The organism is Candidatus Poriferisocius sp., from assembly GCF_965204015.1.
In the GTDB taxonomy this organism is placed as follows: Bacteria; Actinomycetota; Acidimicrobiia; order Acidimicrobiales; family Bin134; genus Poriferisocius.
The window spans coordinates 139,591-163,428 of record NZ_OZ241965.1; the positions used below are offsets into that span (position 1 = coordinate 139,591).

23 protein-coding genes are annotated in these 23,838 nt (G+C 65.0%); 8 read left to right on the forward strand and 15 right to left on the reverse strand.

All coding sequences use genetic code 11. The features are described from left to right. Window positions 1–2 precede the first annotated feature (2 nt). Genes ACOGJC_RS00600 through ACOGJC_RS00615 form a run of 4 tightly spaced genes read right to left on the reverse strand, consistent with a single transcriptional unit; the run spans window position 3 to window position 3,321 of the window. Complete coding sequence (locus ACOGJC_RS00600; protein WP_419846570.1) at window positions 3–1,034, reverse strand: SIS domain-containing protein; 1,032 nt, start codon at window positions 1,032–1,034, stop codon at window positions 3–5. A gap of 34 nt (window positions 1,035–1,068) precedes the next feature. Continuing rightward, window positions 1,069–1,305 (reverse strand): Trm112 family protein, encoded by a 237-nt coding sequence (locus ACOGJC_RS00605; RefSeq protein WP_419846571.1) that lies wholly within the window; start codon window positions 1,303–1,305, stop codon window positions 1,069–1,071. A gap of 35 nt (window positions 1,306–1,340) precedes the next feature. Continuing rightward, window positions 1,341–2,501, reverse strand: coding sequence for a mannose-6-phosphate isomerase, class I (gene manA / locus ACOGJC_RS00610; RefSeq protein WP_419846572.1), 1,161 nt, complete (start codon window positions 2,499–2,501; stop codon window positions 1,341–1,343). Window positions 2,502–2,538: 37 nt separating this feature from the next. Further along, window positions 2,539–3,321, reverse strand: a complete 783-nt coding sequence (locus ACOGJC_RS00615; RefSeq protein WP_419846573.1) for a CPBP family intramembrane glutamic endopeptidase — start codon at window positions 3,319–3,321, stop codon at window positions 2,539–2,541. 52 nt (window positions 3,322–3,373) lie between these two features. Between ACOGJC_RS00615 and ftsH the strand changes: the two genes are divergently transcribed. From ftsH to ACOGJC_RS00635, 4 genes are read left to right on the forward strand one after another with little or no spacing between them, the layout of a single operon-like run. Then, window positions 3,374–5,431, forward strand: a complete 2,058-nt coding sequence (gene ftsH / locus ACOGJC_RS00620) for an ATP-dependent zinc metalloprotease FtsH (protein WP_419846574.1) — start codon at window positions 3,374–3,376, stop codon at window positions 5,429–5,431. After that, entirely contained in the window at window positions 5,416–5,841 is a 426-nt protein-coding gene (locus ACOGJC_RS00625) for a hypothetical protein (protein WP_419846575.1), read from the forward strand. Before ftsH ends, ACOGJC_RS00625 begins: the two co-directional genes overlap by 16 nt. A 4-nt stretch (window positions 5,842–5,845) precedes the next feature. After that, window positions 5,846–6,457, forward strand: a complete 612-nt coding sequence (locus tag ACOGJC_RS00630; RefSeq protein WP_419846576.1) for a class I SAM-dependent methyltransferase — start codon at window positions 5,846–5,848, stop codon at window positions 6,455–6,457. Then, window positions 6,450–7,220, forward strand: a complete 771-nt coding sequence (locus tag ACOGJC_RS00635; protein ID WP_419846577.1) for an enoyl-CoA hydratase-related protein — start codon at window positions 6,450–6,452, stop codon at window positions 7,218–7,220. The genes ACOGJC_RS00630 and ACOGJC_RS00635 overlap by 8 nt, the downstream gene beginning before the upstream one ends. On the opposite strand, the gene ACOGJC_RS00640 is transcribed toward ACOGJC_RS00635, so the two are convergent. Further along, window positions 7,217–8,251, reverse strand: a complete 1,035-nt coding sequence (locus ACOGJC_RS00640; RefSeq protein ID WP_419846578.1) for a ketopantoate reductase family protein — start codon at window positions 8,249–8,251, stop codon at window positions 7,217–7,219. The two genes, ACOGJC_RS00635 and ACOGJC_RS00640, sit on opposite strands and share 4 nt — an antisense overlap. Window positions 8,252–8,304: 53 nt before the next feature. On the opposite strand from ACOGJC_RS00640, the gene ACOGJC_RS00645 reads away from it, so the two are divergent. The 3 genes from ACOGJC_RS00645 to ACOGJC_RS00655 are packed head-to-tail and all read left to right on the forward strand — an operon-like array spanning window position 8,305 to window position 11,808. Further along, window positions 8,305–8,646 (forward strand): cupin domain-containing protein, encoded by a 342-nt coding sequence (locus tag ACOGJC_RS00645; protein ID WP_419846579.1) that lies wholly within the window; start codon window positions 8,305–8,307, stop codon window positions 8,644–8,646. Beyond that, complete coding sequence (locus ACOGJC_RS00650) at window positions 8,643–10,631, forward strand: acetate--CoA ligase family protein (protein WP_419846580.1); 1,989 nt, start codon at window positions 8,643–8,645, stop codon at window positions 10,629–10,631. The genes ACOGJC_RS00645 and ACOGJC_RS00650 overlap by 4 nt, the downstream gene beginning before the upstream one ends. Before the next feature lie 25 nt (window positions 10,632–10,656). Further along, window positions 10,657–11,808, forward strand: a complete 1,152-nt coding sequence (locus tag ACOGJC_RS00655; protein ID WP_419846581.1) for an acyl-CoA dehydrogenase family protein — start codon at window positions 10,657–10,659, stop codon at window positions 11,806–11,808. 1 nt (window position 11,809) lies between these two features. On the opposite strand, the gene ACOGJC_RS00660 is transcribed toward ACOGJC_RS00655, so the two are convergent. After that, entirely contained in the window at window positions 11,810–13,090 is a 1,281-nt protein-coding gene (locus ACOGJC_RS00660; protein WP_419846582.1) for an amidohydrolase family protein, read from the reverse strand. Continuing rightward, a complete protein-coding gene (locus tag ACOGJC_RS00665) occupies window positions 13,087–13,518 on the reverse strand; it encodes a GlcG/HbpS family heme-binding protein (protein ID WP_419846583.1) in 432 nt (143 codons plus the stop codon). The genes ACOGJC_RS00660 and ACOGJC_RS00665 overlap by 4 nt, the downstream gene beginning before the upstream one ends. Window positions 13,519–13,629: 111 nt before the next feature. On the opposite strand from ACOGJC_RS00665, the gene ACOGJC_RS00670 reads away from it, so the two are divergent. Next, complete coding sequence (locus ACOGJC_RS00670) at window positions 13,630–15,150, forward strand: AMP-binding protein (RefSeq protein WP_419846584.1); 1,521 nt, start codon at window positions 13,630–13,632, stop codon at window positions 15,148–15,150. A gap of 4 nt (window positions 15,151–15,154) precedes the next feature. Here the strand turns inward: ACOGJC_RS00670 and ACOGJC_RS00675 are convergent, their stop codons facing one another. The 8 genes from ACOGJC_RS00675 to ACOGJC_RS00710 all read right to left on the reverse strand — a co-directional run bounded on the left by ACOGJC_RS00675 (window position 15,155) and on the right by ACOGJC_RS00710 (window position 23,832). Then, window positions 15,155–16,684, reverse strand: coding sequence for a DUF3179 domain-containing (seleno)protein (locus ACOGJC_RS00675; RefSeq protein ID WP_419846585.1), 1,530 nt, complete (start codon window positions 16,682–16,684; stop codon window positions 15,155–15,157). 146 nt (window positions 16,685–16,830) lie between these two features. Continuing rightward, a complete protein-coding gene (locus tag ACOGJC_RS00680) occupies window positions 16,831–18,288 on the reverse strand; it encodes an ABC transporter substrate-binding protein (RefSeq protein WP_419846586.1) in 1,458 nt (485 codons plus the stop codon). Window positions 18,289–18,353: 65 nt separating this feature from the next. Continuing rightward, window positions 18,354–19,094: an ABC transporter ATP-binding protein gene (locus tag ACOGJC_RS00685; protein ID WP_419846587.1), complete on the reverse strand. Its 741-nt coding sequence runs from the start codon at window positions 19,092–19,094 to the stop codon at window positions 18,354–18,356. Then, entirely contained in the window at window positions 19,087–19,866 is a 780-nt protein-coding gene (locus ACOGJC_RS00690; protein WP_419846588.1) for an ATP-binding cassette domain-containing protein, read from the reverse strand. The genes ACOGJC_RS00685 and ACOGJC_RS00690 overlap by 8 nt, the downstream gene beginning before the upstream one ends. After that, window positions 19,853–20,806, reverse strand: coding sequence for a branched-chain amino acid ABC transporter permease (locus tag ACOGJC_RS00695; protein ID WP_419846589.1), 954 nt, complete (start codon window positions 20,804–20,806; stop codon window positions 19,853–19,855). Before ACOGJC_RS00695 ends, ACOGJC_RS00690 begins: the two co-directional genes overlap by 14 nt. A gap of 2 nt (window positions 20,807–20,808) precedes the next feature. Beyond that, window positions 20,809–21,807 carry a branched-chain amino acid ABC transporter permease gene (locus ACOGJC_RS00700; RefSeq protein WP_419846590.1) on the reverse strand — a complete coding sequence of 333 codons (999 nt, stop codon included), beginning with the start codon at window positions 21,805–21,807 and terminating at the stop codon, window positions 20,809–20,811. Further along, window positions 21,807–22,538, reverse strand: a complete 732-nt coding sequence (locus tag ACOGJC_RS00705; protein WP_419846591.1) for a phosphoglycerate mutase family protein — start codon at window positions 22,536–22,538, stop codon at window positions 21,807–21,809. The genes ACOGJC_RS00700 and ACOGJC_RS00705 overlap by 1 nt, the downstream gene beginning before the upstream one ends. A gap of 46 nt (window positions 22,539–22,584) precedes the next feature. After that, a complete protein-coding gene (locus tag ACOGJC_RS00710) occupies window positions 22,585–23,832 on the reverse strand; it encodes a Tm-1-like ATP-binding domain-containing protein (RefSeq protein ID WP_419846592.1) in 1,248 nt (415 codons plus the stop codon). Between the last annotated feature and the right edge of the window lie 6 nt (window positions 23,833–23,838).

Sequence of the window (23,838 nt, forward strand, 5' to 3'; positions counted from 1 at the left end):
CGTCATTGGGTGCGACCGGACAGCGCCTGTCGAGCAGCCACGACCGCCGGCACCGGACCGGGATCGAGGCCCACTGCGGCAGCCATCTCCAAGGCGGTGATCGATCCCTGGTACATGAGGTCAAAGATCTGGGCCACCGGGCCCTCTCCGGCCGCCTCCACGGTATAGACGGCGGCCACCACCTCGTCCATGAGGTCGATCATGATGTCGAAGCCCCGCATCACCTCGGGGTGCTCGTGATCGTGGCGCAAAACCACCATGCTGAACACCTGCCGGGTCAGATCGCCGTGCTGGCCCCACCCGGCGATCTCGTTGTGCAGCAGGTCGGGCACGCCGGCGCTGAACGCCGGGGCCTTGGCACTGGTGTTGATCATGTTCTTCCAGTGCCGAGCGGCCACCGAACCCAGCCCTCCCCCGCCGTAGATCAGCGGCACGGTGCCAGCGAGGCGCCGGGCCCGAGCGGCTGACGATGCGCGAGACGCCTCCCGGCGACTGCGAATCTGATCGACAGCAAAGCGCACCCATTGGGATGCCCCGGGGAACAGCCCCATCTGCTCGAGGATGATCATGGGGGCCACGGTCAGAACGCTCAACCCGGCTCTGGGCGGGTACAGCATGGGGTCCACTTCGACCAGCGGGGCGCCCCAGGCGTTGGCCATCTTGGCCAGCTGGCCGCCGCCGGTCACTGCCACGACCCGCCCCCCCGCTTCGGCAGCCTGGGCCGCGGCCTGGACGATCTCCGGCGTGTCGCCGCTGGCGGAGAGGGCGAACACCAGAGTTTGCTCGTCCACATACGAAGGCGGCTGGTAGCTCTTGACCACCACGATGGGCAGGGGCATGAACGGCCCCGCGGTAACCGCCAGCAGATCGCCGGCGAACCCGCCCGGTCCCATTCCCAGCACCAGCACATTGGTGATCTCGGAGCGGTTGGGCAACCCGGGTAAGTCTGTGGTCCGGTCGAGCGCGTCCAGCATCTGCTCGGGCAGCCGATTGACCGCTGGCCACATCCCCAGTGTGTCCACCCGCTCGCTCATCGGCGGCTCCGATCTTTGGTGGGCGTGCGGTTGCTCACGGGTTAAACGTGAAGGGAATGGACTCAGACTCAGCCCTGGCCATCAGGCGCTCGTGCTCGGGCTCGTCCACGGCATCGGCCTCGTCGATGAGCATGTTGGGGATGTCGTCTTCCACCAGATAGCGGCGGTGCAGGCGGGGGTTGTAGAGGGTGTCCTCGTCGGGGAAGTACAACAGCGGCCCTTTGTCGTCGGGACAGGCCAAAATCTCAAGAAGTCGGGGGTCCAGCGCCATGGCCACAGTCTTACCGATGGGCTGCCCCCGCTGCCCTATTCCCGGTGGTTGGTTTGGGCGCGGAACACCAGCCCGGTTCCCGAGATGGCGTACTCACCGGTCCCCGCTGGCAGCCACACTGCCTCGCCGCCGGTGATCTCGCAGCCGGCCGCGCTGACCTGGCCTGACGTGCAGAGCACGATCTCTGGACCATCAGGCTGACAGCGAACTTCCCCTTCCACCTCGATGCGGCTCAGGCAGAAATCGGGCACTGGGGGCCGAAACGTAAAGTGCGAGCTGTCGGGGGTCATGACCGGAACTTGGTCAGCACGGCAGTCCACCACTTCCAAGAGGGCAGCAACATCCACATGCTTGGGGGTGAGCCCGCCCCGCAGCACGTTGTCGCTGTTGGCCATGATCTCCACCGCCACCCCGTGCAGGTACACATGCAGATTGCCAGCCTCTAGAAAAAGGGCTTGTCCTGGGCTCAGTTCCACCAGGTTCAGCATCAGGGCAGTGGCCACGCCGATATCGCCGGGATGTTGCTGGCCGATTCGCACCGCCCACTGCCGCTCAGCGGGATAAGGGCCGGGCATGGCGCAGGCTTCCACCACGCGGTGGGCGATCTCCGCACCGGCTGACGGGGGTCGCTCCAGCAGCCATCGAAGTGCTTGGTCGGACTGGTCCGCCACCAAAAAGCCGACTGCTGGGGTCAGATCGGAGACCTTGAGCGAGTCGAGTAGCTCTGCCGCGGTGCTCGGCGGTCGGAACCCGCAAAATGCGGTGAATGGCTCCAGCGCGCAGATCAGTTCCGGCTTGTGGCTGCGGTCGCGATACGACCGATTGTCAGCATCAACGGGGATGCCCCGCTCATCTTCGGCTTCGAACCCCGCCTGGGCCTGCTGGCGGGTGGGGTGGGCCTGGAGCGAGAGCGGCTGGTCCACCGCCAAGATCTTGAGCAAAAAAGGCAGTTCATTGCCGAACGACCGGGTGGTTTCCGCTCCCAGTTCGGCGACCGGGTTGTCGGCGATCACCTCGTCGAGTGAATGGTCCTCGCCGCCGCGTCGCAGCATCGACGGTCCCCGGGGGTGGGCGCCCAGCCACAGCTCAGCCTGGGGCTCGCCGGTGGGCGGCACGCCCATAATCCGGGGCAAGGCCTCCCGCGACCCCCATGCGTAGCGCTGCACCGTCCCACGCAGCACGCCCGGCTTGCTCACAACCTCAACGTAAACACAAAGAACCCCGCGGTGCCCCTCAAGCCAGCCAGATCAGATTGATCACCGCGATCAGATTGAAGCCGACGTGGGCCCAGATGGCCGGTCCCAGCCGCTTGTATCGCTTCACCAGCAAAGCCGCGATGATTCCGAAGACCACGAGTGCAGGAAACTGAAGGAGTTGGAAGTGCACAGCTCCAAAGACAACCGAAGACACCAGCACACCTGCCACCGGTCCCCATTTCCGCTCGAAAGCCCTCAAGGTGAGCCCCCGGAAGAAAAGCTCCTCGAAAATAGGTGCCCCCACCACCACCCCCAGCATCACCAGGGCGATGTCGCCGGGGGAAGCGGCTCGGTCGGTGATCTGCCGGGCAGCCTCGCTCACGTCGAAATCGAAGAACTGTTGAAACGGGGCATAGATGAGCCACACCACGACGATTTGGGCGAATACGCCCACTGCCAGCCCCACGGGGATATCCGACATCCTCATCGACCAGCCGAAGTCTCGGCGCAAGCCATTTCCCCGAAAAGTTGCCGCCACCACCGCAGTAAGCCCCAGCCCAGCCCATAGCCCAAGCTGTCCTACCGGCAGAGTCCACAACGGCAGCGCCGGATCGCTTCGCTCCAGATCGAGGTGGTCGCCCAATCCGTAACGACCGACGTATGACCCTGTACCCGTCTCCCCGCCGGTATCCAGATCGAACGCGGCCAGCACGGCAATCAAGACCACGACTGCCGCTACCCATGAGATCATCAAGCCGATGAACACATCGGGCAGACCCCAGCGGATCTCCCGCACTTTGCTCTGATCGTTGGCTGCCACCGGCCCGCAGCGTAATGGTGACTTTGTCACCAAGCCCTCGTAGAATTGTCCAATGGCCTCTCCCCCGCCGCCACCTCCTCCGCCGCCAGAGCGGCGAGACCCCGAGCGCGGGCCGGGTCAGCAGCAGCCCCCACAGAGCCGGATGCCCCGCTGGGTGTGGTTCATCGTGCTCGGGCTGTTGGCCGCTTTGCTGTTCTCCAACGTTTTCCGAGGTGATGACAACGGCAGGCAGGTCTCCTTCGACGTGCTCTTGACCGCGGTCGAGGACGGCAAGGTTGCGGAAGCGGAGTACAACAACAACACCGGTGCCATCAAGGGCACGATGATCGAGGGCGCGACGGTGGAGATCGAAGGAGAGACGGTGGCCGTCTCCAGGTTCCACACCACCGGGAGCGTCCCGCTGGGAGACGCCAACGAAAAGCTCCTGCTGGAGAACATCCCCACATTCGAGTTCCACACCCCCCGGAGCAGTATCTGGGCCAGCATCCTGCCGCTTTTGATTCCCGTTGCGCTGATCTTCTTGATCTTCTGGTGGTTCCAGCGCCGAGCCCAGGGGCAGATGAGCGGGATCATGTCCATCGGCCGCTCCAAGGCCAAGACCTACACCACCGAGCGGCCCGGAACCACCTTCGAGGACGTGGCCGGCTATGAAGGGGTCAAGAAAGAGATCGTCGAGGTCGTCGACTTTCTCAAGCATCCCGACAAGTTCGCCCAGATCGGCGCTCGCATACCTAAGGGCGTGCTGCTCGTGGGGCCGCCGGGCACCGGCAAGACGCTCATCGCCCGCGCCGTGGCCGGCGAGGCGGGGGTGCCGTTCTTATCGGTCACCGGGTCGGACTTCATGGAGATGTTCGTCGGCGTGGGGGCCAGCCGGGTGCGGGACCTGTTCCAGTCGGCCCGCAAGATGGGCCGGGCCATCATCTTCATCGATGAGATCGACTCCATCGGCCGCAAGCGGGGTGCCGGGCTCGGCGGCGGCCACGACGAGCGGGAGCAGACCCTCAACCAGATGCTGTCGGAGATGGACGGTTTCGAGGCCACCGAGGGCATCGTCATGATGGCGGCCACCAACCGGCCCGACATCTTGGATCCGGCGTTGCTGCGGCCGGGACGGTTCGACCGCCAGGTGGTGGTTCCGCTGCCCGAGGCCGACGACCGGCTGCAAATCCTCAATGTCCACGTCCGGTCTAAGAAGATCGCCGCCGATGTGGATCTTCCCCTGATCGCCCGGGGATCACCGGGCATGAGCGGGGCTGACCTCGCCAATCTGGTGAACGAGGCGGCGCTGTTCGCGGTGCGCAGCGATTCGGATCAGATCCGCATGATCCACTTCGAGAACGCCCGTGACCGGGTGCTGATGGGCCAACGGCGGGAGTCGATGGTCATGTCGGAAGAGGAGCGGCAGATCACCGCCTACCACGAGGCTGGTCATGCGGTGTGCGCCGCGGTACTGCCCCACGCCGACCCGCTGCACAAGGTGACCATCATTCCCCGGGGCATGGCCTTGGGGGTGACCATGACCCTTCCCGAGGAAGACCGTCACACCCTGCGGCGCAACTATCTCGAAGACATGCTGGTCATGCGCATGGGCGGGCGCATCGCCGAGGAGCTGGTGTTCGGCGTTTCGTCCAGCGGCGCGGCCGACGATTTGGCCGGATCCACGGAATTCGCCCGGCGCATGGTGCGCGAATGGGGCATGAGCGACCGGATCGGGCCGATGGCTTGGCGGAGCTCGGGTCAGGTGTTCTTGGGCGACGAGATGATGACTAGCCGGGAATACAGCGACGAGACCGCCCGGGTCATCGACGAGGAAGTGGCTGAGATCTTGCGGGCCCAGGAGAACCGGTGCCGGGAGGTGCTTTCCAAGCACCGCAACGGCTTGGACCTGGTGGCCCGGGCTTTGCTGGAGCACGAGACGATCTCTGGTGAAGAAGTCTCCCGGCTGGTGGAATTGGGCACCGAAGGCCCTATCGAAGATCCCCGAGACGTGATCGGCGCTGCTCTGAGTTCTCGGAGCACGGCGGCAACGCGGGGCTCGGCTGCGACCACCGCAGCTTCGGCGGCCGACATGGAGGAGCCTGACGCCCCGGAGTCGTGGCCCGCACCCTGATCGCTCTGGGGGTCATCGCCGGTGCTCTGGCGGCGGCCTGGCTCTATCGCCGCTTCCGCCCCTTGAACCCGACTGCGCCCACATACTCGGTGCCCACCCGACTGGAGCGCTGGGACTTCGCCCAGCCCAATGCCGACTGGCTGCTGGCCGTGTTCACCTCGAAGACTTGCTCGACCTGTGCGGCGGTACTCAAGGCGGCTGAGGGGTTGGCCGACGAGGCGCTGGCGGTACAGGAGGTAGAGCATCGACGCCACGGCGAACTGCACCGCCGCTACGCGATCGACGCGGTTCCCCTGACGGTTTTGGCCGATCAGGACGGCGCAGTGTGCGCCTCTCTGGCCGGACCGGCTACCGAGGCGGAGCTGTCAGCTCTCGTCGCATCGGCCCGCCAGCTCCCGGATACAGTCTGATCCAGTGGGTTTGTCGAGGGATTTGGCGCAGACCCGAGAGTTCTTCACCTCTCGGGCGGCCGGCTGGGAGGACCGCCACCCCGATGACGACATCTTGTTCAAATGGGCGGTGGACCAGCTCAAGCTTTCCTCCGGAGACGTAGCCGTCGACGCCGGCTGCGGATCGGGCCGGGCGCTGCCTCCAATGCGGGCCGCGGTGGGTCCCCGCGGCGCAGTACTGGGCATCGATGCCACTCCGGCCATGCTCCACGAGGCCGCCCGCCTCGGACGGCAGGCTATTTCGGTGTGCGCCATTGGAGATGTCGGAAAGTTGCCCGTGCGGGATGGCTGTGCCGCCGGAATCCTGGCTGCTGGACTGCTTCCCCATCTGCCCGACCCCGCGGGGACGCTGCGGGAGCTGGCCCGAGTGGCTCAGCCCGGCGCCCGACTGGCTGTGTTCCATCCCATAGGCCGTCTCGCCTTGGCCGCCCGCCACAAGGACCGGGGCGCCCAGGCCCACGACATGAACATCGACCCTCACCGCATCGGGCCGCTGCTGGCCGAAGGGGGCTGGGAGTTGGAGCTTTTGGACGATGCCCCCGACCACTACCTGGCCCTGGCGGTGCTCAATGGCTGATCAGGACGCGGTCTTGTTCGAGGTCGCCGACGGGGTGGCGTGGGTGACCATCAACCGCCCGGAGGCTCGCAACGCCGTCAACCAGGCGGTATCGGCGGGTTTGGCCGAGGCATGGGATCGGGTGGAGTCCGACGATGACATCGCGGTGGCCGTCTTGACCGGGGCAGGAGAAGTCGCTTTCTCTGCCGGGGCCGACCTCAAGGAGATGGCTGCCCGAGCTGAGCGTGGACTGCCGTCTCACTTCGTCGGGGGGCGCTTGGCCGACGGCGGGGTTACCAAGCCGGTAATCGCCGCGGTGAACGGTCTGGCCTACGCCTTCGGCTTCAATCTGGTGATGCAGTGCGACCTGTGTGTCGCCGCCGACCACGCCCGCTTGGGCATTCTTGAGGCCAAAGTGGGTCGGGGCTCCCCATGGGCCAATCAGCTGGGCTGGCTGATTCCGCCCCGAACAGCCATCGAGTTGCTGTGTACCGCCGAGCCGATTTCTGCCCAACGGGCCTACGAGCTCGGCTTGGTCAACCAGGTTGTGCCCGGGCCCGAGCTGAAACCGGCGGCTGCCGACCTCGCCGCGGCGATCGCCGCCAATGCGCCGCTCACCGTCCGGGCCGGCAAGGCCATGATCTGGGCCACCGCCGGGCTGTCCCCCGCCGAGGCGGCCGCCATCGCCGACGAGATCTACGAGCCGGTATACGCCAGCGACGACGCCCAAGAGGGACCTCGGGCCTTCGCGGAGAAGCGCCCTCCCCGCTGGCAGGGTCGCTAGGCCACCACGCTCAACAGCTCATCCAGATTCTGAGGGCCGGAGGTTCTCCGGCCTTGTTCGATCTCTCGCACCATCTTGAACACTGCGTCATTGGCCGGGGTGGGGATGCCCAGACGCAATCCTTCTTGGCTGACGAACCCGCTGAATGAATCGATCTCCGTTCTGCGGCCTTGCTCGATGTCGGTTGGCATCGAACCTTTGACCTCGCCCAACTCGGTGGCGGTAGCGGCCCATTTGGTGACTAATTCGGCGGCCCCCGGTCCGCCCTGTCCTCCTGTGAGGATTAGTTGGGCTTCTATCCCGCTCACCGGCTCGATGGAATGACCCAGTGCCTGGCCAATCGCCACGGCCTCCGAACCACAGGCCAGGCTCACCCGACGGGGGCCGGGCTGCTCCCGGCAATCCCGGGCCCGCCCGCCGAGTGCCGCGTTGACCGGGTTGCTCATGCAGTTCATCACCAGCTTCGACCAGATGGCCCCCCAGATGTTGTCGCTCACCGGAGTGCCGATCCCCTCCCCTAGAGCCGATGACACCCGCTCCAGCCGGTCGGTGCGGGTTCCATCGAGTTCGCCGATCTGAAGCGTGGGCGGCCAATCGAGCCTCACCCGGCTCGGTTCGACAAGCGCGGCGGGAAACAGCACGACAGCACCTATCACCGGCTCTGGGCCCAGCAGCTCGACCAATAGGGGTTCGTTGACCCCATTCTGGGCCGAGATCACCGTGACACCTTCGGCCAGCCGAGGGGACAACCGCGCGACAAGCGACCGGTTGTCGAACGCCTTGGCCGCGATGACCAGCACATCAATGGGGGCTAACCGAGGCCACTCCCCGATATGCCACGCGGGAAGCCGAACGCTTCGCTCTCCAGTCGAATCTGGACCCACCAAGCGCAAACCGTCGGCCCTAATGGCCTCTATGTGTTCGGCCCAAGCATCGATCACGCTGACGTCGCCGCCGCTGAGGGCCACCTCGCCGGCAATGGCACCGCCAATTCCCCCGGCGCCAGCCACAACCACATGCATCATCGCCATGATATTGGCTCGCCTAAGAGCCGGAACCCGGCTGGCCGTGCTACGAATTTCCCATGGCCCTCACCCGATATCGCGACGTGGAGTGGTTCCAACCCGGCGAGAACCCCGACCCGGAAGACACCGATTTGCAGAAAGCGTGGCTGCACCGGGGGTCATTCTTCGCCCATGCCATCCGGCTGGCGCCCGGCTATGTGATTCCACCCCACAGCCACGACCGCGACGAGCTGATGGTGGTCCTGGCCGGCAGCGCCACTCTAGACAGCGGAGTGGTAGTAGAGCCCCCCGACACACTGCTATTGGCCGCTAACGTCGAGTACGGCTTCACCGCAGGACCTGAAGGCATGGAGTTCATGGTGGTTCGCACCGGCCAAGCGGGCCTGACCATCACCGGATGAGCGCACCGGCCAAAGACCTCACCCCGCTGGTGCGGCCCCGGTCCATCGCGCTGGTGGGGGCCACCCCGCTGGAGAGCAACAAGCTGGGATCCTGGGCGCTGGGCAACCTGCTCAAACACGACGTTTCCGCGGAGCTCTACCTGGTCAATCCCCGTTACGACTCGCTGGAAGGGAGGCCCTGTTATCCCGACCTGGTGTCACTGCCGGAACCCCCCGAATTGGTGCTGATACTGGTACCGGCGGCTGCCGCTATCGACGTGCTCCGCCAGGCCGAGGCGCTCGGCAGCCGGGCCGCCATCTTGTTCAGCAGCGGGTTTGGCGAAGGAGACCGGGCCGGATCCCCGCTTGATCTGGAGCTGAAGGGCTTCCTGAGCGAAACACCGATGGCGGTGTGCGGGCCCAACACCAACGGCATCATCAATTGCATCGACCGGGTCGCGGCTGGGTTCCCCCCGTATGCCATGGCCGACGAGCTGCCCGCGGGGAATCTCGGGGTGGTGTCTCAGAGCGGGGCCCTGGTGTCGTCACTGGTCCAGCATTTGCTGGGCAATGGCCTCGGCCTCACCGTGGGGTTCGCGGTGGGTAATGGCATCGATCTCACGGTGGGTGACTACGTCCGGTACCTGGCCACCGACGATCGCACCGAGCAGATCGTGGTGTATGCCGAGGGACTGCACGATGCCGACCGATTCTTCGCGGCGGCTGATGAGGCCCGAGACGCAGGAAAGCCCGTGCATGTGATGAAGGCCGGCCGCTCCCCCGAGGGCGCCGACGCGGCCCGTAGTCATATCGGGGCCTTAGTGGGCGACTACGACGCGTTCGCGGCCCGCTGCCACCGACACGGCATCCTCATGGCCCACGACTTGGCCGAATTGGCCGCGCTCCCCTTGGCCCGGGGCCGCTGGGGGCGCCGGATCGGCGTGCTGTCGTCGTCGGGGGCCATGGCAGGAATTTTGGCCGATTCTGCCCGCGAGAACGGCTTCGAAGTCCCCCCATTGGGACCGACGAGCCACTCGGCTTTGGCTGAGTGCATGACGCTGGGCGAACCCCGCAATCCCCTGGATCTCACCGGCCAATCGGTGGTCGACCACGATTTGCTGCCCGCCGCACTCGAAGCCATGGGCGACGACCCCGGTTTGGACGCCCTGGTACACGGGATGCTGATCGGCCCCGAAATCATTATTGACAAGCAAATGGACGCCCTCGTGGCTCAGGCCAACCGGGGAACGCCGGTGGCAGTGTTCAGCGCACCGGGGTGGCATCCGGTGGACTACCCCAAACTGGCCGATGCCGGCATCCCGGTGTTCAACTCCCCTGATCGCCTGTTCCGCTGCCTGGCGGCTTGGGAAAACCGGCGGGACTCGAAACAGCCGAGCGAAGAGCCGCACACTTGGCCGGATGAGACCTTGGACAACCTGCTGGCCGACATAGCAGCCCCGGCCTGCGCCCCCGCTGAATACCCCGAAGACCAGTCGGCCGCGGTCAAGCTCGTAGGCGATGGCCTGAACCACAAGACCGATCTGGGTTTAGTCGAGCTCAACGTGAAGCCCGGCGACATCGCGGCAGTCGCCGACCGCCTGGAAGCCCGCCGCCGTGAATTGGGCCTGTCGGATGCTGTGGTGGTGGCCCAGCCCATGGCCGGTCCCGGCATCGAGCTGGTCGTCGGAACCAGGCTGGACCCGGAGGCCGGTCCCTGCGTGGTGGTCGGCCTCGGAGGGGTGTTGGCCGAACTGGTCGACGACGTGGCCATTGCCCCCGCTCCGTTGAACATCGTGGAGGCCCACGCCCTTTTGGACGCCACCCGGGCCGGAGCGCTGCTAGACGGCTACCGAGGACATCCACCATACGACCGGGACGCTGCCGCCGAGGTGCTGGTTCGACTCGGGTACATCGCCGCCCGCCACCACACCGAGGCCGAGATCAATCCGCTCATCGTGCATACTTCAGGGGTCACCGCCGTCGACGTGCTCATCGGCGGCCACTGAGCAACTTCGGCACGAAGAGGCGCCCATGGAGTTCACCCCCGAACAGGAGATGCTGCGGGAATCGGTACGGGCGTTCGCGGCCAAGGAGTTGCCCGACGGATTCGCCCGGGAGTGGGACATCAAGGGCGAGCCCCCGCTGGAAACCTACCAGCGGTTCGCCGACGCAGGGTTCATGGGGGTGGGCATCCCCGAGCAATACGGCGGCCAGGGTGGCGGCATCGTGGAGGTGGCCATCGTGCTGCACGAGCTGAGCCGGGCCATGATGTCGTTCGCCATCATGGTCTACCGCTCGGCCATCCACGCCTCGGGTGGGCTCCAGATCTACGGAACCGAGGAGCAGCGGGAGCGATTCCTACCCGGCATCGCCTCCGGGCAATACAAGTTCTGCTTCTCGCTCAGTGAGCCCGACGCGGGATCGGACGCCTTCAACCTGAAGTGCCGGGCTGAGCGCGACGGTGACGATTTCGTGGTGAACGGCACCAAGATGTGGAATTCCTTCGCCCGCCACGCCGACTATGTGCTGCTGGCTACCCGCACCTCCGATGAGCCGAAGAAGCAAGACGGCATCACGTTCTTCGTGGTCGACCTGTCCAGCCCCGGCATAGAAATCACCCCTATAGAAACCATCGGCGAGCGAGCCAGCGGCACCAACATGGTTGCCTATACCGACGTCCGAGTCCCGGCGGCCAACATCCTGGGGGCCGCAGGCCAGGGACACCGCAATCTCCAGGCCAATCTTGAGCGGGAGAGATTCTCCTCGCTGCCCATCAACCTGGGTCCGATGGAGGCCATCTTGGAGGAGGCCATCGAATACGCCAACACCCGGGAGCAGTTCGGCCAGGCCATCGGCCGCTTCCAGGCCGTCCAGCACATGCTGGCCGACGTAGCCGTCGACCTGAACATCGCCCGCACCCTTACCTGGGATTTGGCCCGGCGCATCGCCGCGGGCGAGCAGTGTGCCTTGGAGGTGTCAATGGCCAAGCTGTGGATCAGCGAGGCCATGATGCGGGCCAGCTACACCGGCATGCAGGTGATGGGCGGCTACGGCTACACCCTTGACTCCAACATGCAGCTCCACTGGCGCAACGCCCGTCTCGGCACCATCGGGGCCGGCTCCAGCGAGATCCAGCGCAACATCATCGCCCGCCAGATCGGCGTCGGCCGCAAGCCCTCTTGAGCTATTGGCCGTTGTCTTGGCTGCTTACTGCGAGCGACTGCCAGGGGGGCGCCCGGTGGAATGACCCGTCTTGCATCACGGCGACGATTCGAGCCTTGTCCTGAAGAATCGAGACATCGATAGTCGGATCCCCGTCAATGAGCAGCAGGTCGGCCAGTCGGCCCTCCTCGATGGTGCCGACATCGAATCCGACCATCTCGCCGGCGGTCTTCGTTACCGCCACCAGCACTTCGACCGGCGTGTAGCCGAAGAGATCCACGAAGAGCTGGAGATCGCGCGCGTTGCGCCCGACGGGGTTGTACGGAAAGCCGTAGTCGCCCCCAGGGACCACGCGGATGCCGCGGCGCTTCATCTCGGGGTAGATCCGCTCCATGGCCTCAAGGCCAGAGACCGCACCCATCTGCTCTGCGACCGCTCGGTCGATTCCGAATTCCTCGGCCTCGTGGATGCGGGAATAGAGCAGCCCCGGTGCCGGCGCCACGAACAGCTCATCCCGATTCTCCTCAAGCATGTCGAGCGCCTCTTCGTCGGCGAGGGTGCAGTGGTAGATGCAGCGAAAGCCGGCCCGCACGGCCCGCTTTACCGCTTCGGCAGCCTGGGCGTGGCACGCCAACCACATGCCCGCCTCGCGAGCAGCCACGCCCACCGCCTGGGCTTCTTCCTCGGAGTACATCAGCAGGTTGGCGCCGCCAGGGCTGAATCCATTGTCGCTGGACATGAGCATTTTGATGGTGTCGACGCCGAGGTCGGCCATGTCGCGTACGTACTGCTGAAGACCCGGAATGCTGCGGTCGTGGGTTGGATCGTGCCCCGCGGGCACGCCCATGATCCCTTCCATGCCCTTTTCCATTGCCGAGGCGCGCAGTCGCGGACCCGGCAGTCGGCCGTCGTCGATGTGGTCACGCAGAGCCACTTCCATGCGCTCGCCGAGCGACCCGGCTGAGTAGGCGCTGGTAAAGCCTGCGTCGAGAGTGATTCGTGCGTTCACCGCCGTGGTGAGCATGTGCTCCTCGATCGGGAGATCCATGGCGTTGATGACCTTCTCGATCGACGACGGCCAGGTGAGATGAGCGTGCCCCTCGACCATACCCGGCATGAGGGTGCCGCCCCGGCCGTCTACGACCATGGCCTCGGGGGCGTCGATCTCGTCGCTCCCCGCGATTACCTGCGCGACGCGATTGCCCCGGACCAACAGGGAACCAGGGAAACGCTCGACCCCGGTGCCGTCGAAGATGTGCACGTTCTTGAAGAGGACGGCACCACCGCCGTGTCTTCCGATCATTGCGCATCTCCCGTGTCAGCTACCAGACCCTCCGAGGTGATCCCGGCGATGGCACAGATCTCGTCGTCGTCTGACGTTCCCCCGCTGATGCCTATGGATCCGAGGAGCGTTCCCTTGTCGTCGCGGATGAGCGCTCCGCCGGCGACGGGCACGATCCCGTGCGGCAGCACCTGACCAATTGAGGTGAAGAACTTCGGAACCGCGTCGGCTCGTCGGGCCAACTCGCGGCCGCCGAAACCCATAGCAAGGCACCCGTGGGCTTTGCCCATGGCGATCTCAACCCGACCGATGCCCGACCGCTCGTCGCGCTTTACCACCAGTGGATGCCCGCCCAGGTCAAGCACCACGACCGTCATCGGCGGGAAACCGTGATCGGCCGCTGCCGCCAGCGCGGCGTCGACAATACGGTCGGCTACCGCCAAGGACATGGTGCTACTCACACCGCCCCCGGAATCTCGCTGAATGCCTCGGAAATCCAGTCCGCGATAAAGAGAATTGTAGCCGCCAAATTGACCGCCGGGACCACTAGTGTCCCAGCGGTGGGAGAACCCTCGGTGCTGGCGAAGTTGGCCAGGCGGGACCCAGATGACCTGGCGTTGGAGGATGACTCTCACCAGGTGAGCTGGGCTGAGCTGGACCGGCGTACCCATGCCATCGGGCGGGGGCTGCTGGCCGCAGGGGCCTCGCCGGGCGACCATGTGGGACTGGTGTGCTCCAATCGCACCGAGTTCGTAGAAGTCATGCTGGCTTGCTTCCGATCAGGGCTGAAAATGACCCCGATCAAGACCAATTGGACATCCACCGAGATCGCCTACGTGCTGGACGACGCGGCCTCAGCACTGGTGGTTGCCGACGCCCCCGCGGCCCGAGACGCGGCGGGCGAACGTCCCGTGGTGTGGGTTGGCGACGATTTCGACTCCTGGGTGGATTCCCAGGATCCAACTCCCTTCCCGGCGGGGGGCACCGGCTATCGGATTCCCTACACCTCGGGCACCACCGGTCGGCCCAAGGGTGTGGAGCGCACTCTGGATTCGGAGTCCACCTTTGAGGAGTGGTGGGAGTTCTCTTCGCTGGGCGCTCAAGGGTTGGGGCTTCCCCGCGACGGCAAGCACCTTATGGTGGCCCAGCTCTTCCACGGCGCTCCCCTGGCCTTCGCCCTGGGTGCGTTGGCCAATGGCGCCCCTATGCGGATCATGGGCCGCTGGGACGCCGAGCGGGCCGTGAGGGTGATCAATGACGGCGTGACCGCCACGATCATGGTTCCCACCATGTTCCGCCAGCTCCTTGCCCTGCCCGAGGAGCGCAAGGCCGAACTGGACCATTCCCGCGTGGCCACCGTCCTGCACGGCGGCGAACCCTGCCCCGTGCCCCTTAAGCAGCGCATGATCGACTGGTGGGGGCCGATCTTCACCGAGTACTACGGCTTCACCGAGGGCGGCATGACCATGTGCAGCTCGCCCGAATGGCTGGCCCGGCCGGGCACGGTGGGCACCCCCATTGGAGAGCTGGTCATCCAAATCGTGGACGACGATGGCGAAATCCTGAGCCCCGGTGAGCCCGGCACGGTGTACTTCCGCCGACCCGAGGGACGCTACTTCCGCTACATCAACGCCGACGACAAGACCGACGACGCCTACGACGACTCCGGGTTCTTCTCGGTGGGCGACATCGGCTACCTCGACGAGGACGGCTATCTGTATCTGTCGGGCCGCAGCTCCGAGGTGATCGTGGCCGCGGGGGTCAACATCTATCCAGCCGAGATCGAGGACGTGGTGTTTGCAGTTGACGGGGTGGCCGATGCCTGTGCGGTGGGCGGACCCGACCACGACCGGGGCGAGCAGGTGGTGGTGTATCTGGCCGTGGCCAACGGCTTTGCCCCCGACGAAGTGACCGCAGCCATCGACGCCGCCTGCAATGAGCACCTCGCGGGCTACAAACGGCCCCGCCGCTACATCATCCGCCCCACAGTCGACCGGGACCCCACCGGCAAGGTCCTCCGCACCAAGCTCCGCGATGAGCTGTGGGATGGCCAATTGCCCCCGACCGCCAAGAAAACCTGACCCGTTACGGCGCCCACAGGAGGGTGTCGGCCATGAATTGGCTCCAGGCAAACCAGAACGCCTGATGACCCGTGATCTCGTCGCCGTCGGCGTCGATGGCCCGCACCCCGCCCCCGTCCAGGCGAAGTTCCACGCCGCTCAACTCCACCGCCTCGCCCGCTCTCAGCGCGGCAGCCGCAGCTTCCACCGGGAACGCCACCGGGGTGCCGTCGTCCAGCACCACACCGAACACTTGATCTTGGACGCCGAGGCGTTCGTCCACGTCGCCCACCGGGAAGATAGGGCCATGATCGTCGCGCCCGCCCAGTGGGTTGAAGGGGTACACCCGGCCGATACCGCCGCCCTGGGCAACAATCGTGGTCGCGGGATGCGCAGCCTTCCAGTCGCCCCAGGTGGTGGTGACCACCGTGACTTGGGGAAGCACAAGCCCCTGTCGGTGCAGCGGCCCTGACAGCGCACGCCCGGTGAACGTGTCGAACACCGACTTGGTGACCAAGTCGTACATCACCTTGTTCGACCGTGATAGCAAGCCCGATGTGCGCAAGACGGGCATCTCGACCCCGTTGGGCACGTCGTCGGTGAAATATGCCTGCGCCGAGCCGCATAGCGTGCAGTACGGCATGCCGATGCGGCGCCCCCCGAGCGAGTCGTTGACCATCTCGTGGATTTCCATGATGTGGCGGGGGTAGGCCCTGGCCTCGTCGCCGATCACCACCGCGAACACGATGCTGTCGTCGGGGTACCAGGAGCCTCCCTCGGCGTCGGTCACGCCCGGGTCGTCGAGGGCCGGGATGCAGCCCCGCGGGCACGGCCGGGGATCGCCGAATTCCCGGTTGTCGATCAGCACCCCGCCCCAGCTCACCAAGCGCCAGTCGATGTCGGAGCCGGCGTCTTCGAAGAACGGCTGCCAGCCGGGCTCGATCAAGGTGAACAGCCGGCCCTTGTAGTCGGCGTAACCTTCGAAGACGGGCAGATCCCAGGCAATGAGGTGATCGGTCATCGATTGCCAGGGGCTCCTGATGGCCACCGGATCGTCGGCCAGCGCCGCGCCGGTCAGCTCTTCAAAGGCCGAGACCGCCCCGTTGAAGATGTCGCCGGGGCGAACGAACCTCAAGAGGTCAGACAAGATCCAGGCCAGCCGGGCATCGCCCGACTCGGCGAGCCGGGACACCTCGGCACCGTCGAGCCCGCCGGTGCTCAATTTGGACCAGATGAAGTCGAGTTGGTCGGTGGCTGCCGGTGACAGCGGACCCGTGGGCACCTGGGGCGCAGGCGGGAACTCGTAGCCCAGGAAGTTCCTCAGTCCCCCGGTCTCACGTGGGTCCAGCACCACCGCGGCAGTAGGCGAAGGTGCTGGCGTGGCAGCAACGACCGGCGCTGCGCTGGCAGTCGCGCTGGGGTGGGCACTGTCCTCGTCAGGGGCGTCCGCCGTCGTGGTGGTCGAAGCTGGGTCCCGGTCGGCATTGTCGGCGCCCGCGCACGCCGCGGAAAAAACCGCGGCTCCCACCAGCAGCGCGCCCAAGCGGACATGCACACTGCCACACTAGGTGGCTCTAGTCCCCAGGAGGGACCGCTCGCCTCTTGTTGTTGAGGGAGACCCGTCGGAACGGGCGGCAAGGGCGCGGAGGGGTCCGCCATGCCGCCCGTTCCGACGTTCGGTGGTCTGCTACCGCAGAGCCATTACCACTCGCAGTTGTTGTCGTCGTCGCACACCGCTTGCGTCGCGATGGCGTCGATGATCTCCAGCGAGCGAACTGGGTCAAGGATCACGGCGGTTCCCGTGGTTCCGTCGGAGTTGAACGGCGTGTACGCCGATGTCACGTTGTTCACGCCGCCCGCGGTGTAGTCGCCGGAACCGGTCACACCTTCGTAGTCAACGTCTTCGCCAGCTCGGATCAATTCCAGGCACTCGAGGTACGTGTAGCACACGGTGCCCGGAGCAGAGCCGACCGCCCGCATCGCCGGGGCCCATTCCGACGCCTTCAAGGAGCCCGCAGCTTCAACCGCCAAGGCCGTGTGGACCAAGACGTCGTAGGTCGAGAAGTGGTACAGGTCCGTTGCCGGGCCGAACTCGTCGCCATAGCCGGGAGCACCGTCCCAAGCGGCCGAGAAGTAATCCCAGGCCGGCGTCGTATCGTCAAACGTAAACGCAGCAAAGCCGATGCCCTGCTGGGTGTCTATGACATCGACTCCCATGGTCTCGACGAACTCTTGCAACACCATGCCGGTCTCGCCGATCCACTCGAGCGACAAGCCCGCTTCAGCAGCCTGCTTGATGATGGTGCCGGCCTCGACTGGGCCTACCTGGAGGATGACCACGTCGGGATTGAGGTCGGCGATGCGTTCTACCTGTGCCCGATACGAAGGCTCTTCGGCCGGCGCATCTATCCGGTCGAGCACATCGATTCCGACGCTTTCGGCCGCGGCCTGAGCCGCATTGGCAGCAAGCTGGAAGCCCTCAACCTGGGTCGCGAAGATGACAACCGAACTGGCACCGATCGATTCCGCATACAGGATGCCGGTGGTGCCAAGGGCCTCGTCCAAGCCCTGGGCTCGGAAAATCGGTTCCGCCGCGGTTCCACCGAGGTTGCCCGGAATGGCCCCGCCGTGGACGGAGGGCACGATCGGGCTGTCGTTCTCGGCCCAATGCTCAATCATGAAAGGCCGGTACGTCCGGTACCCGTGGGCGATGCTGACGATGACGTCCGCGTCGTGGAGATCCAAGCACGCCCGAGCCGCCTGCGGCTCACCGACCGTACCGAGATCCTCCGACACAAGTCGCCATTCTCTGCCGAGGGGCGGGTCCTCGTTGATCACCTCCTCGATCGGGAACCGCACATCGGCGGTCAAGGCCGGGCCATACTCGCCGAACTCACCGGTGTAATAGGCAAGCTCGCACACGATCACTGGTTCATCGGACGGCGCCGCAGCCTCGTCGGCGGTGTCGCCAGCGTCGGCGGTGTCGCCAGCGTCGGCGGTGTCGCCAGCGTCGGCGGTGTCGCCAGCGTCAGCGGAGGAATCGGGCGCCGACGGCTCGACGGAGCTCGGAGCGTCGTCATCGTTTCCACAAGCGCTGGCAATCAGTACAAACCCGAAGATCAGGGCAATGACTTGCATCCACCTCTTGTTGTTCTTCATGGTTGGTCTCCTTTTCTTGTCTGCTCGGGCCTTGGTAGTGGCCCAAGCTCTGGCCCCCCTGGGAGCTAGATCTGGTATCCCTCTCTTAGTAGGTCGGTGGTGACAGCGTCGGCAGACATCGGTTCCGAGCCGACGCCGAGGCTGAGGACCATCACCCGGTCGGCGATGCCGAGGGCTTGGGTTGCGTTCTGCTCTGTCAGCACGATGGACACCCCGCGGGTGCGGTGTATCTCGGCCACCTTCTCGAAGAAGAGCTCGAGGTAGAGCGGAGACAGGCCAGCGGTGGGCTCGTCGAGCAGCAGCACGGTTGGGTCCTGCATCAGGGCGCGACCGCAAGCCACCATCCTCGACTCTCCACCGCTGAGGTTCCCGGCCCGGAGATGAAGCTTGTTGCGCAAGTCGGGAAACGTCTCGAATACTTCTTCGATGCGTTCTTCGTGAGGTCTGGTCCCAATCATCCCGCCGACGGTGAGGTTCTCGAGTACGGACAGATCCGGGAACACCGAGGCTTCCTGGGGCACGTACCCAACTCCGAGGCGCGCTGACTCCGATGCCGCAAGGTTTGTCACATCGGTTCCGTGATAGGCGATGGAGCCGGAAAATGCTGGTAGGAGTCCGGCCAGCGTTGTGAGCAGGGTCGTCTTTCCAGCGCCGTTCGCACCCAAGACCGCGAAAATCTCGTGGCCGACGGTGAACTCGACTTCGTGGAGTACCGCCACACTGCCGTATCCGCTGGAGAGCCCGTTTACGGACACAGCCGGGGTCACGGATGCGCCGCCGCCATTGACCACCGCTTGTTCACGCACTTCCGGCCCCCAAGTAGCTTTCGACCACCGTTGGGTTGGCCCGAATGGTAGCTGGGTTGTCCTTGAGAAGAACTTTCCCCTCCGCCATGAAGATCACCTCATCGCACAAGTCCCAAATCACATCGAGGTCGTGCTCGACGATCACCACCGACGTACCTCTGCTGGCCAGCTCTCGAACCGCGGCCTTTACCCGCTCAGTGTGGTCTTCCGAAAGACCGGCAGTCGGCTCGTCCAACAGAAGAACGGCGGGCTCGAGCAGAAGGCAGCGCACGATGTCGAGCAGCTTCTTGTCTCCGCCCGAGAGGGCGACGGCTAGCGGATCATCGAAGCCGAAGTAGTCGAGCCAGTGTCGGATCTCGTCTTCGTGTCGCTTGCGCACCGTTCGATCCGCCGCCGCGGCAAAGGGACGCTCATAGCGCGCCTCGGTCACCGCTAGCAGCGCGGAGTCGAGGATGGTGAGGTGTTCGAAGTCGGTGATCACCTGGGTCGACTTCACAACGCCAAGCCCGGCCATCTGGCTGGTGCGAGTGGCGGACAGCACCACATCGCGCTGACCAGGTCGGCTGAGGGTGACCGTCCCCCCGTCCAGGGGGATGGAGTGCATGATGAGGCGCATCAGCGTTGTCTTGCCGGCACCGTTGGGACCAAGCAGTCCTTCCACCGGGACGTCGCCGAGTACGAGCTCGTCAACGTCGACGACAACGCGACCCGAAAACGACTTGGTGACGTCGCGAACAAGAATCTGCGGCCGAAGGTCCTCACCAGTCACCATGGAGCCTCCGCATGAGAGCAGGACGCCGCATCTGGCCGAGCAGTCCTTGTGGCCGGAATATCAACATGAGAACGATGGCGGCTCCGAACACGGCCTCGCGGGCCACGGGGAGAGCCTGGGTGTTCCACCCGTCTGGAATCGGGATATAGAACTGGATCACGATGTCGAAGAGGGCGACAGTCAACAAGACGCCGACGACAGCCCCGAACACGCGGGCCGTGCCGCCCAATATCAACGCCGCCAGCGCAGCCAGAGTCACGCTGACATCAAGGCTGTTGATTTCCAGCGACCGCACCATGACCCCGTGCATTGCTCCGAGTAGTCCCATGGCACCCGACGTGACCGTCATCATGCGGAGCCTGGCCGCGGTGGCGGATTTTCCAAGACTGCGCGCCAGCGCTTCGTTGGAGCCAACGGCAATCAACAGACGGCCGTGGGGCGTGCGGTAAACCCTCCAGGCGTAGGCAAAGATCAGGGCCACCACTGCTGTTGTAATGAGCAGCCACGTGAACTCATGGGTCTTCACCCGACCGAAATCGTACGGAAAGCCAAGGCCCCCAAGGCCCAGTGCCCCTCCCGTCAACCCCTGTTGCGTGGTCGCCAGGATCACCACGATCGTGGCAAATCCGAGGGTTCCGACGAGTGTCCCGTCGTCGTCGAGATCTGAGATCAACCACCCGACGACCAAGCCAGCTGCCGCGGCCACAATCGTCGCGATCGCCGCACAAACGAGGAACTGGTATAGGTCCCCAAATGGCCAATCAACCTTCAGATGGGCAACGCCGAACGCATACAGCCCCACGCCCCAAAAGCCCACGACCCCAAAGTTCGCCACCCGGGTCAAGCCGAGCTGGAGATGCACCAAGAGGCCAAGGCCCATGATCTCAACGACCTTGAAAGCACCGAAGATGAGGAACGCGTCGAGCCAGTCGAGGTTCATCGTCAAACCTTCGATGCGTCGGTGAGCCGACGACCACGGAACTTGAGCACGCCGAGAAAGGCGACAACGAGGACGAGCTCCGCGTACAGGCTGTTGCCGTATTCCAGCGTGATCCCGGTCAGCGCGACTCCAGTGGCCATGCCGACCACCACGACGCCGAGCAGGCCCCAGATTCCACCCACCAGCACCACCAGCAGGATCAAGAGGAATTCCTCGATGCCGAGGGAGGACTCCACCGAGGCGCCCGCCCCGTAGAACACGCCGGCCAGACCACCGCACACCCCGGCGACGAACCAGATCAAGATGGTCACGCGGAGAGGCCGAACTCCGCTTGCCTGCGCCAAGCCCTCGTTGCTGGCCAGCGCACGGATCTGGAGCCCATAGCTCGTGCGCTGGATGAACTGGTACACGATGGTCGTCAGGGCGGCGACGCTGGCCAGCGCCAGCAACCGGAACGAGGACACCCCTACCCCGAACACTTCAATCGTGTTGGGAGGCGGGATGTCAAAGGCGCGTCTGCGGTAGCCGAATACGAACTGCAACGCGTGTTGCAGGAAGATTGACAACCCGAAAGAGATGACGATCATCTCGAGGGTGCCCACCCGCCGTTCCTTGGCATAGCGGAATATTGCGAGGTACGTGACCACGCTGAGCACGCCGGCAAGCAGGCCGGCGGGTAGAAGAACCACGTAGAAGCCCAGCCCCCACGAGTTGTTCATCCAGACTGCGAAGTACGCGCCAAGGGTAATGGTCTCGGCGTAGGCGACATTCAGGAGGCCGGTGAGGCGGTACAGCAGGGCGAAGCCGAAAGCGGCGAGCACCAGCGGAGCGTTCTCGGTCGCGCCGACCACGAAGGTTGTCGCCCAGAAATCGAATAGAGCCGCGAGCACCACGACGACGGCGATGACGACGCTGATAGCCCATACCGGTGCCCGCCCGAAGTTGGACCAGCCTTCGCGCTGGCCGGTTGGCGCGGCTAAGCGGACCTGAAAGGACCGCATCAGGATTCCTCCAGTCCGGGCCCCGGCCTTGACGTCGCCGGGATGTCACCAGTGTCTGTTTCGAACAATGAGAACGTGATGTCGCCGGTTCGGCCGGCGATGAGCGAGAAGCCGTGGAGGAAGGGAGGTTCCCGGGTGTACACGTTCTCGAATCCAAGCCGGACGGCCCTGAGCACTGGAGAGTGGGTGATGGCCACAATGGTTGCTCCCGCTCGACCCGCGCTATCGCCGAGGCTCCGGACGAACGACTCGATCCGCCGAGCGACCGCGTGGGCATCTTCTCCAGGCGGGTTCGGATGCTCCAGCCAATAACCGACCCGCTCCTCGGCGCTGATTAGTTTGCCGAAGAACGGAGAGTTCATCACGTCCTCGGCGCTGATGCCGGGAACCTGCCCCGCGATCGCTTCGGCACCCTCCGCGATGTTAACCCGGTGCCCACCGAGGTAAAGGTCGGGGTTTCTGAGGGCGAAGCTCACCACGGGTTCAGGCAGTTCGGGAGAGCCGGCCACACCGCGATAACCGGCGGCGAACGCGGTTGCCGTATCGAGGGTCCGTGCCGTCTCGCCGCTGAGCAGGCCCTCGATAGCGATTCCCTGTTCTGCGAACCAGCGACCGGCGGCCTCGGACTGGGCAACCCCGAGATCGGTGAGACCCACATCGCTGCGATGGTGGGCGACTTGGCCGTGGCGAAGGAGAATCGCTTGTACCGCGCGCCCGCCCTCAGAGGTCATCTCGGTCGCCCCATCCCGCTATGGCCGGTGCTCACTGGGACTGGGCTCATTGCAATCGCGCCTGCTTCCAGCGCTCCATGAACAAATCGAAAACTGCGTCGGCAAAGGGTTCGTCGTTGATGAGGTTGTCCATCTCGACGAGCTCAGTGGACGGATCGAGGTTTGAGCGGATGGCGTCGAACAGCGGCGTGATGTCCACCCCGTGCCATTGACTGCCCTCCTTGAAGTAGTTGTCAAGCCCTTGGAGGGGCAGGGCAACTGCTTTGGGCCCAATGCTCCGGTTCACGTGGTCGGCCAGATATTCGCCTAGCCGAGTCATCTCGTCGGGGGTCGCGAGCAGCGATGTGATGTTGGGGTTGTGAAGAATGATGTTGCGCTCCGGGGTGTTGTACTTCTCGGGAATGGTCTCGGGCGCGTTGAAGTTGAAACACTCGATTGCGCCGGGTACCACCACGAGCGGAATGCTGTTGCGGGTGGCGGCCGACATCCGCTCGATGTCGAGACGGAAAATGCCGTCATTCCAAGTGTTGAGCAATTCGGCCAGCGTGAAGTCGATGAGTCCGTCGATGACGCCTTCGTCAATGAGGTGCTCCATGCCGGCGCCCTCTCCGACGGCATGGAAGGTAACGACCTGGAATCCCTCGGACTCGAGTTGTTCGCGTATCCGCATCACGCCCGGGGTGGTGACCCCGAACATCGAGATGGCGATCAGCGGCTCACCTTCGGTGGCCAATGCCCTGGTGGTCTCGTATCCCTGAGCCATCCCCGCGATCGATCCTGCGGCATTGGACAGGACCAGCTTGGAGACGTTGTTGATACCGGCAATGTCGGTCACCGCGTTGGCCATGTGCATATCGGAATGCCCGACATAGGGACGGACGTCACCCGATGCCATGGTCGAGACCATGAGCTTTGGAAAGCCGAGTGGCAGCGTTCGGAACGCATCGGTGAGGATGTAGGTGCCACCGGACCCGCCTAAGCCCATCACCCCGTGAATGCGTCCGCTCGACACGAGATCGCCGAGTACGACGGCGAGGCCCTCGCCCATGCTCTCAACTGCGGCAACGCGTCCTCCGGCGCCCTCGACGCCAGCACGGAAATCAGCGAGGTCAATCCCAGCCGCGCTGGCGACCTCGTCAGCGGAGATGTCGGGGGCGAAGTGCGGAGTTCCGAGAACCCCGCAGTCGATCACCAATACGTCGACGCCAGCTTCGATGAGACGGTCGCGCACAAACTCGTACTCGGCACCTTTCGTGTCGAGGGTACCTGCGAGGCACACGGTGGTGTTCGGCATTGGCTT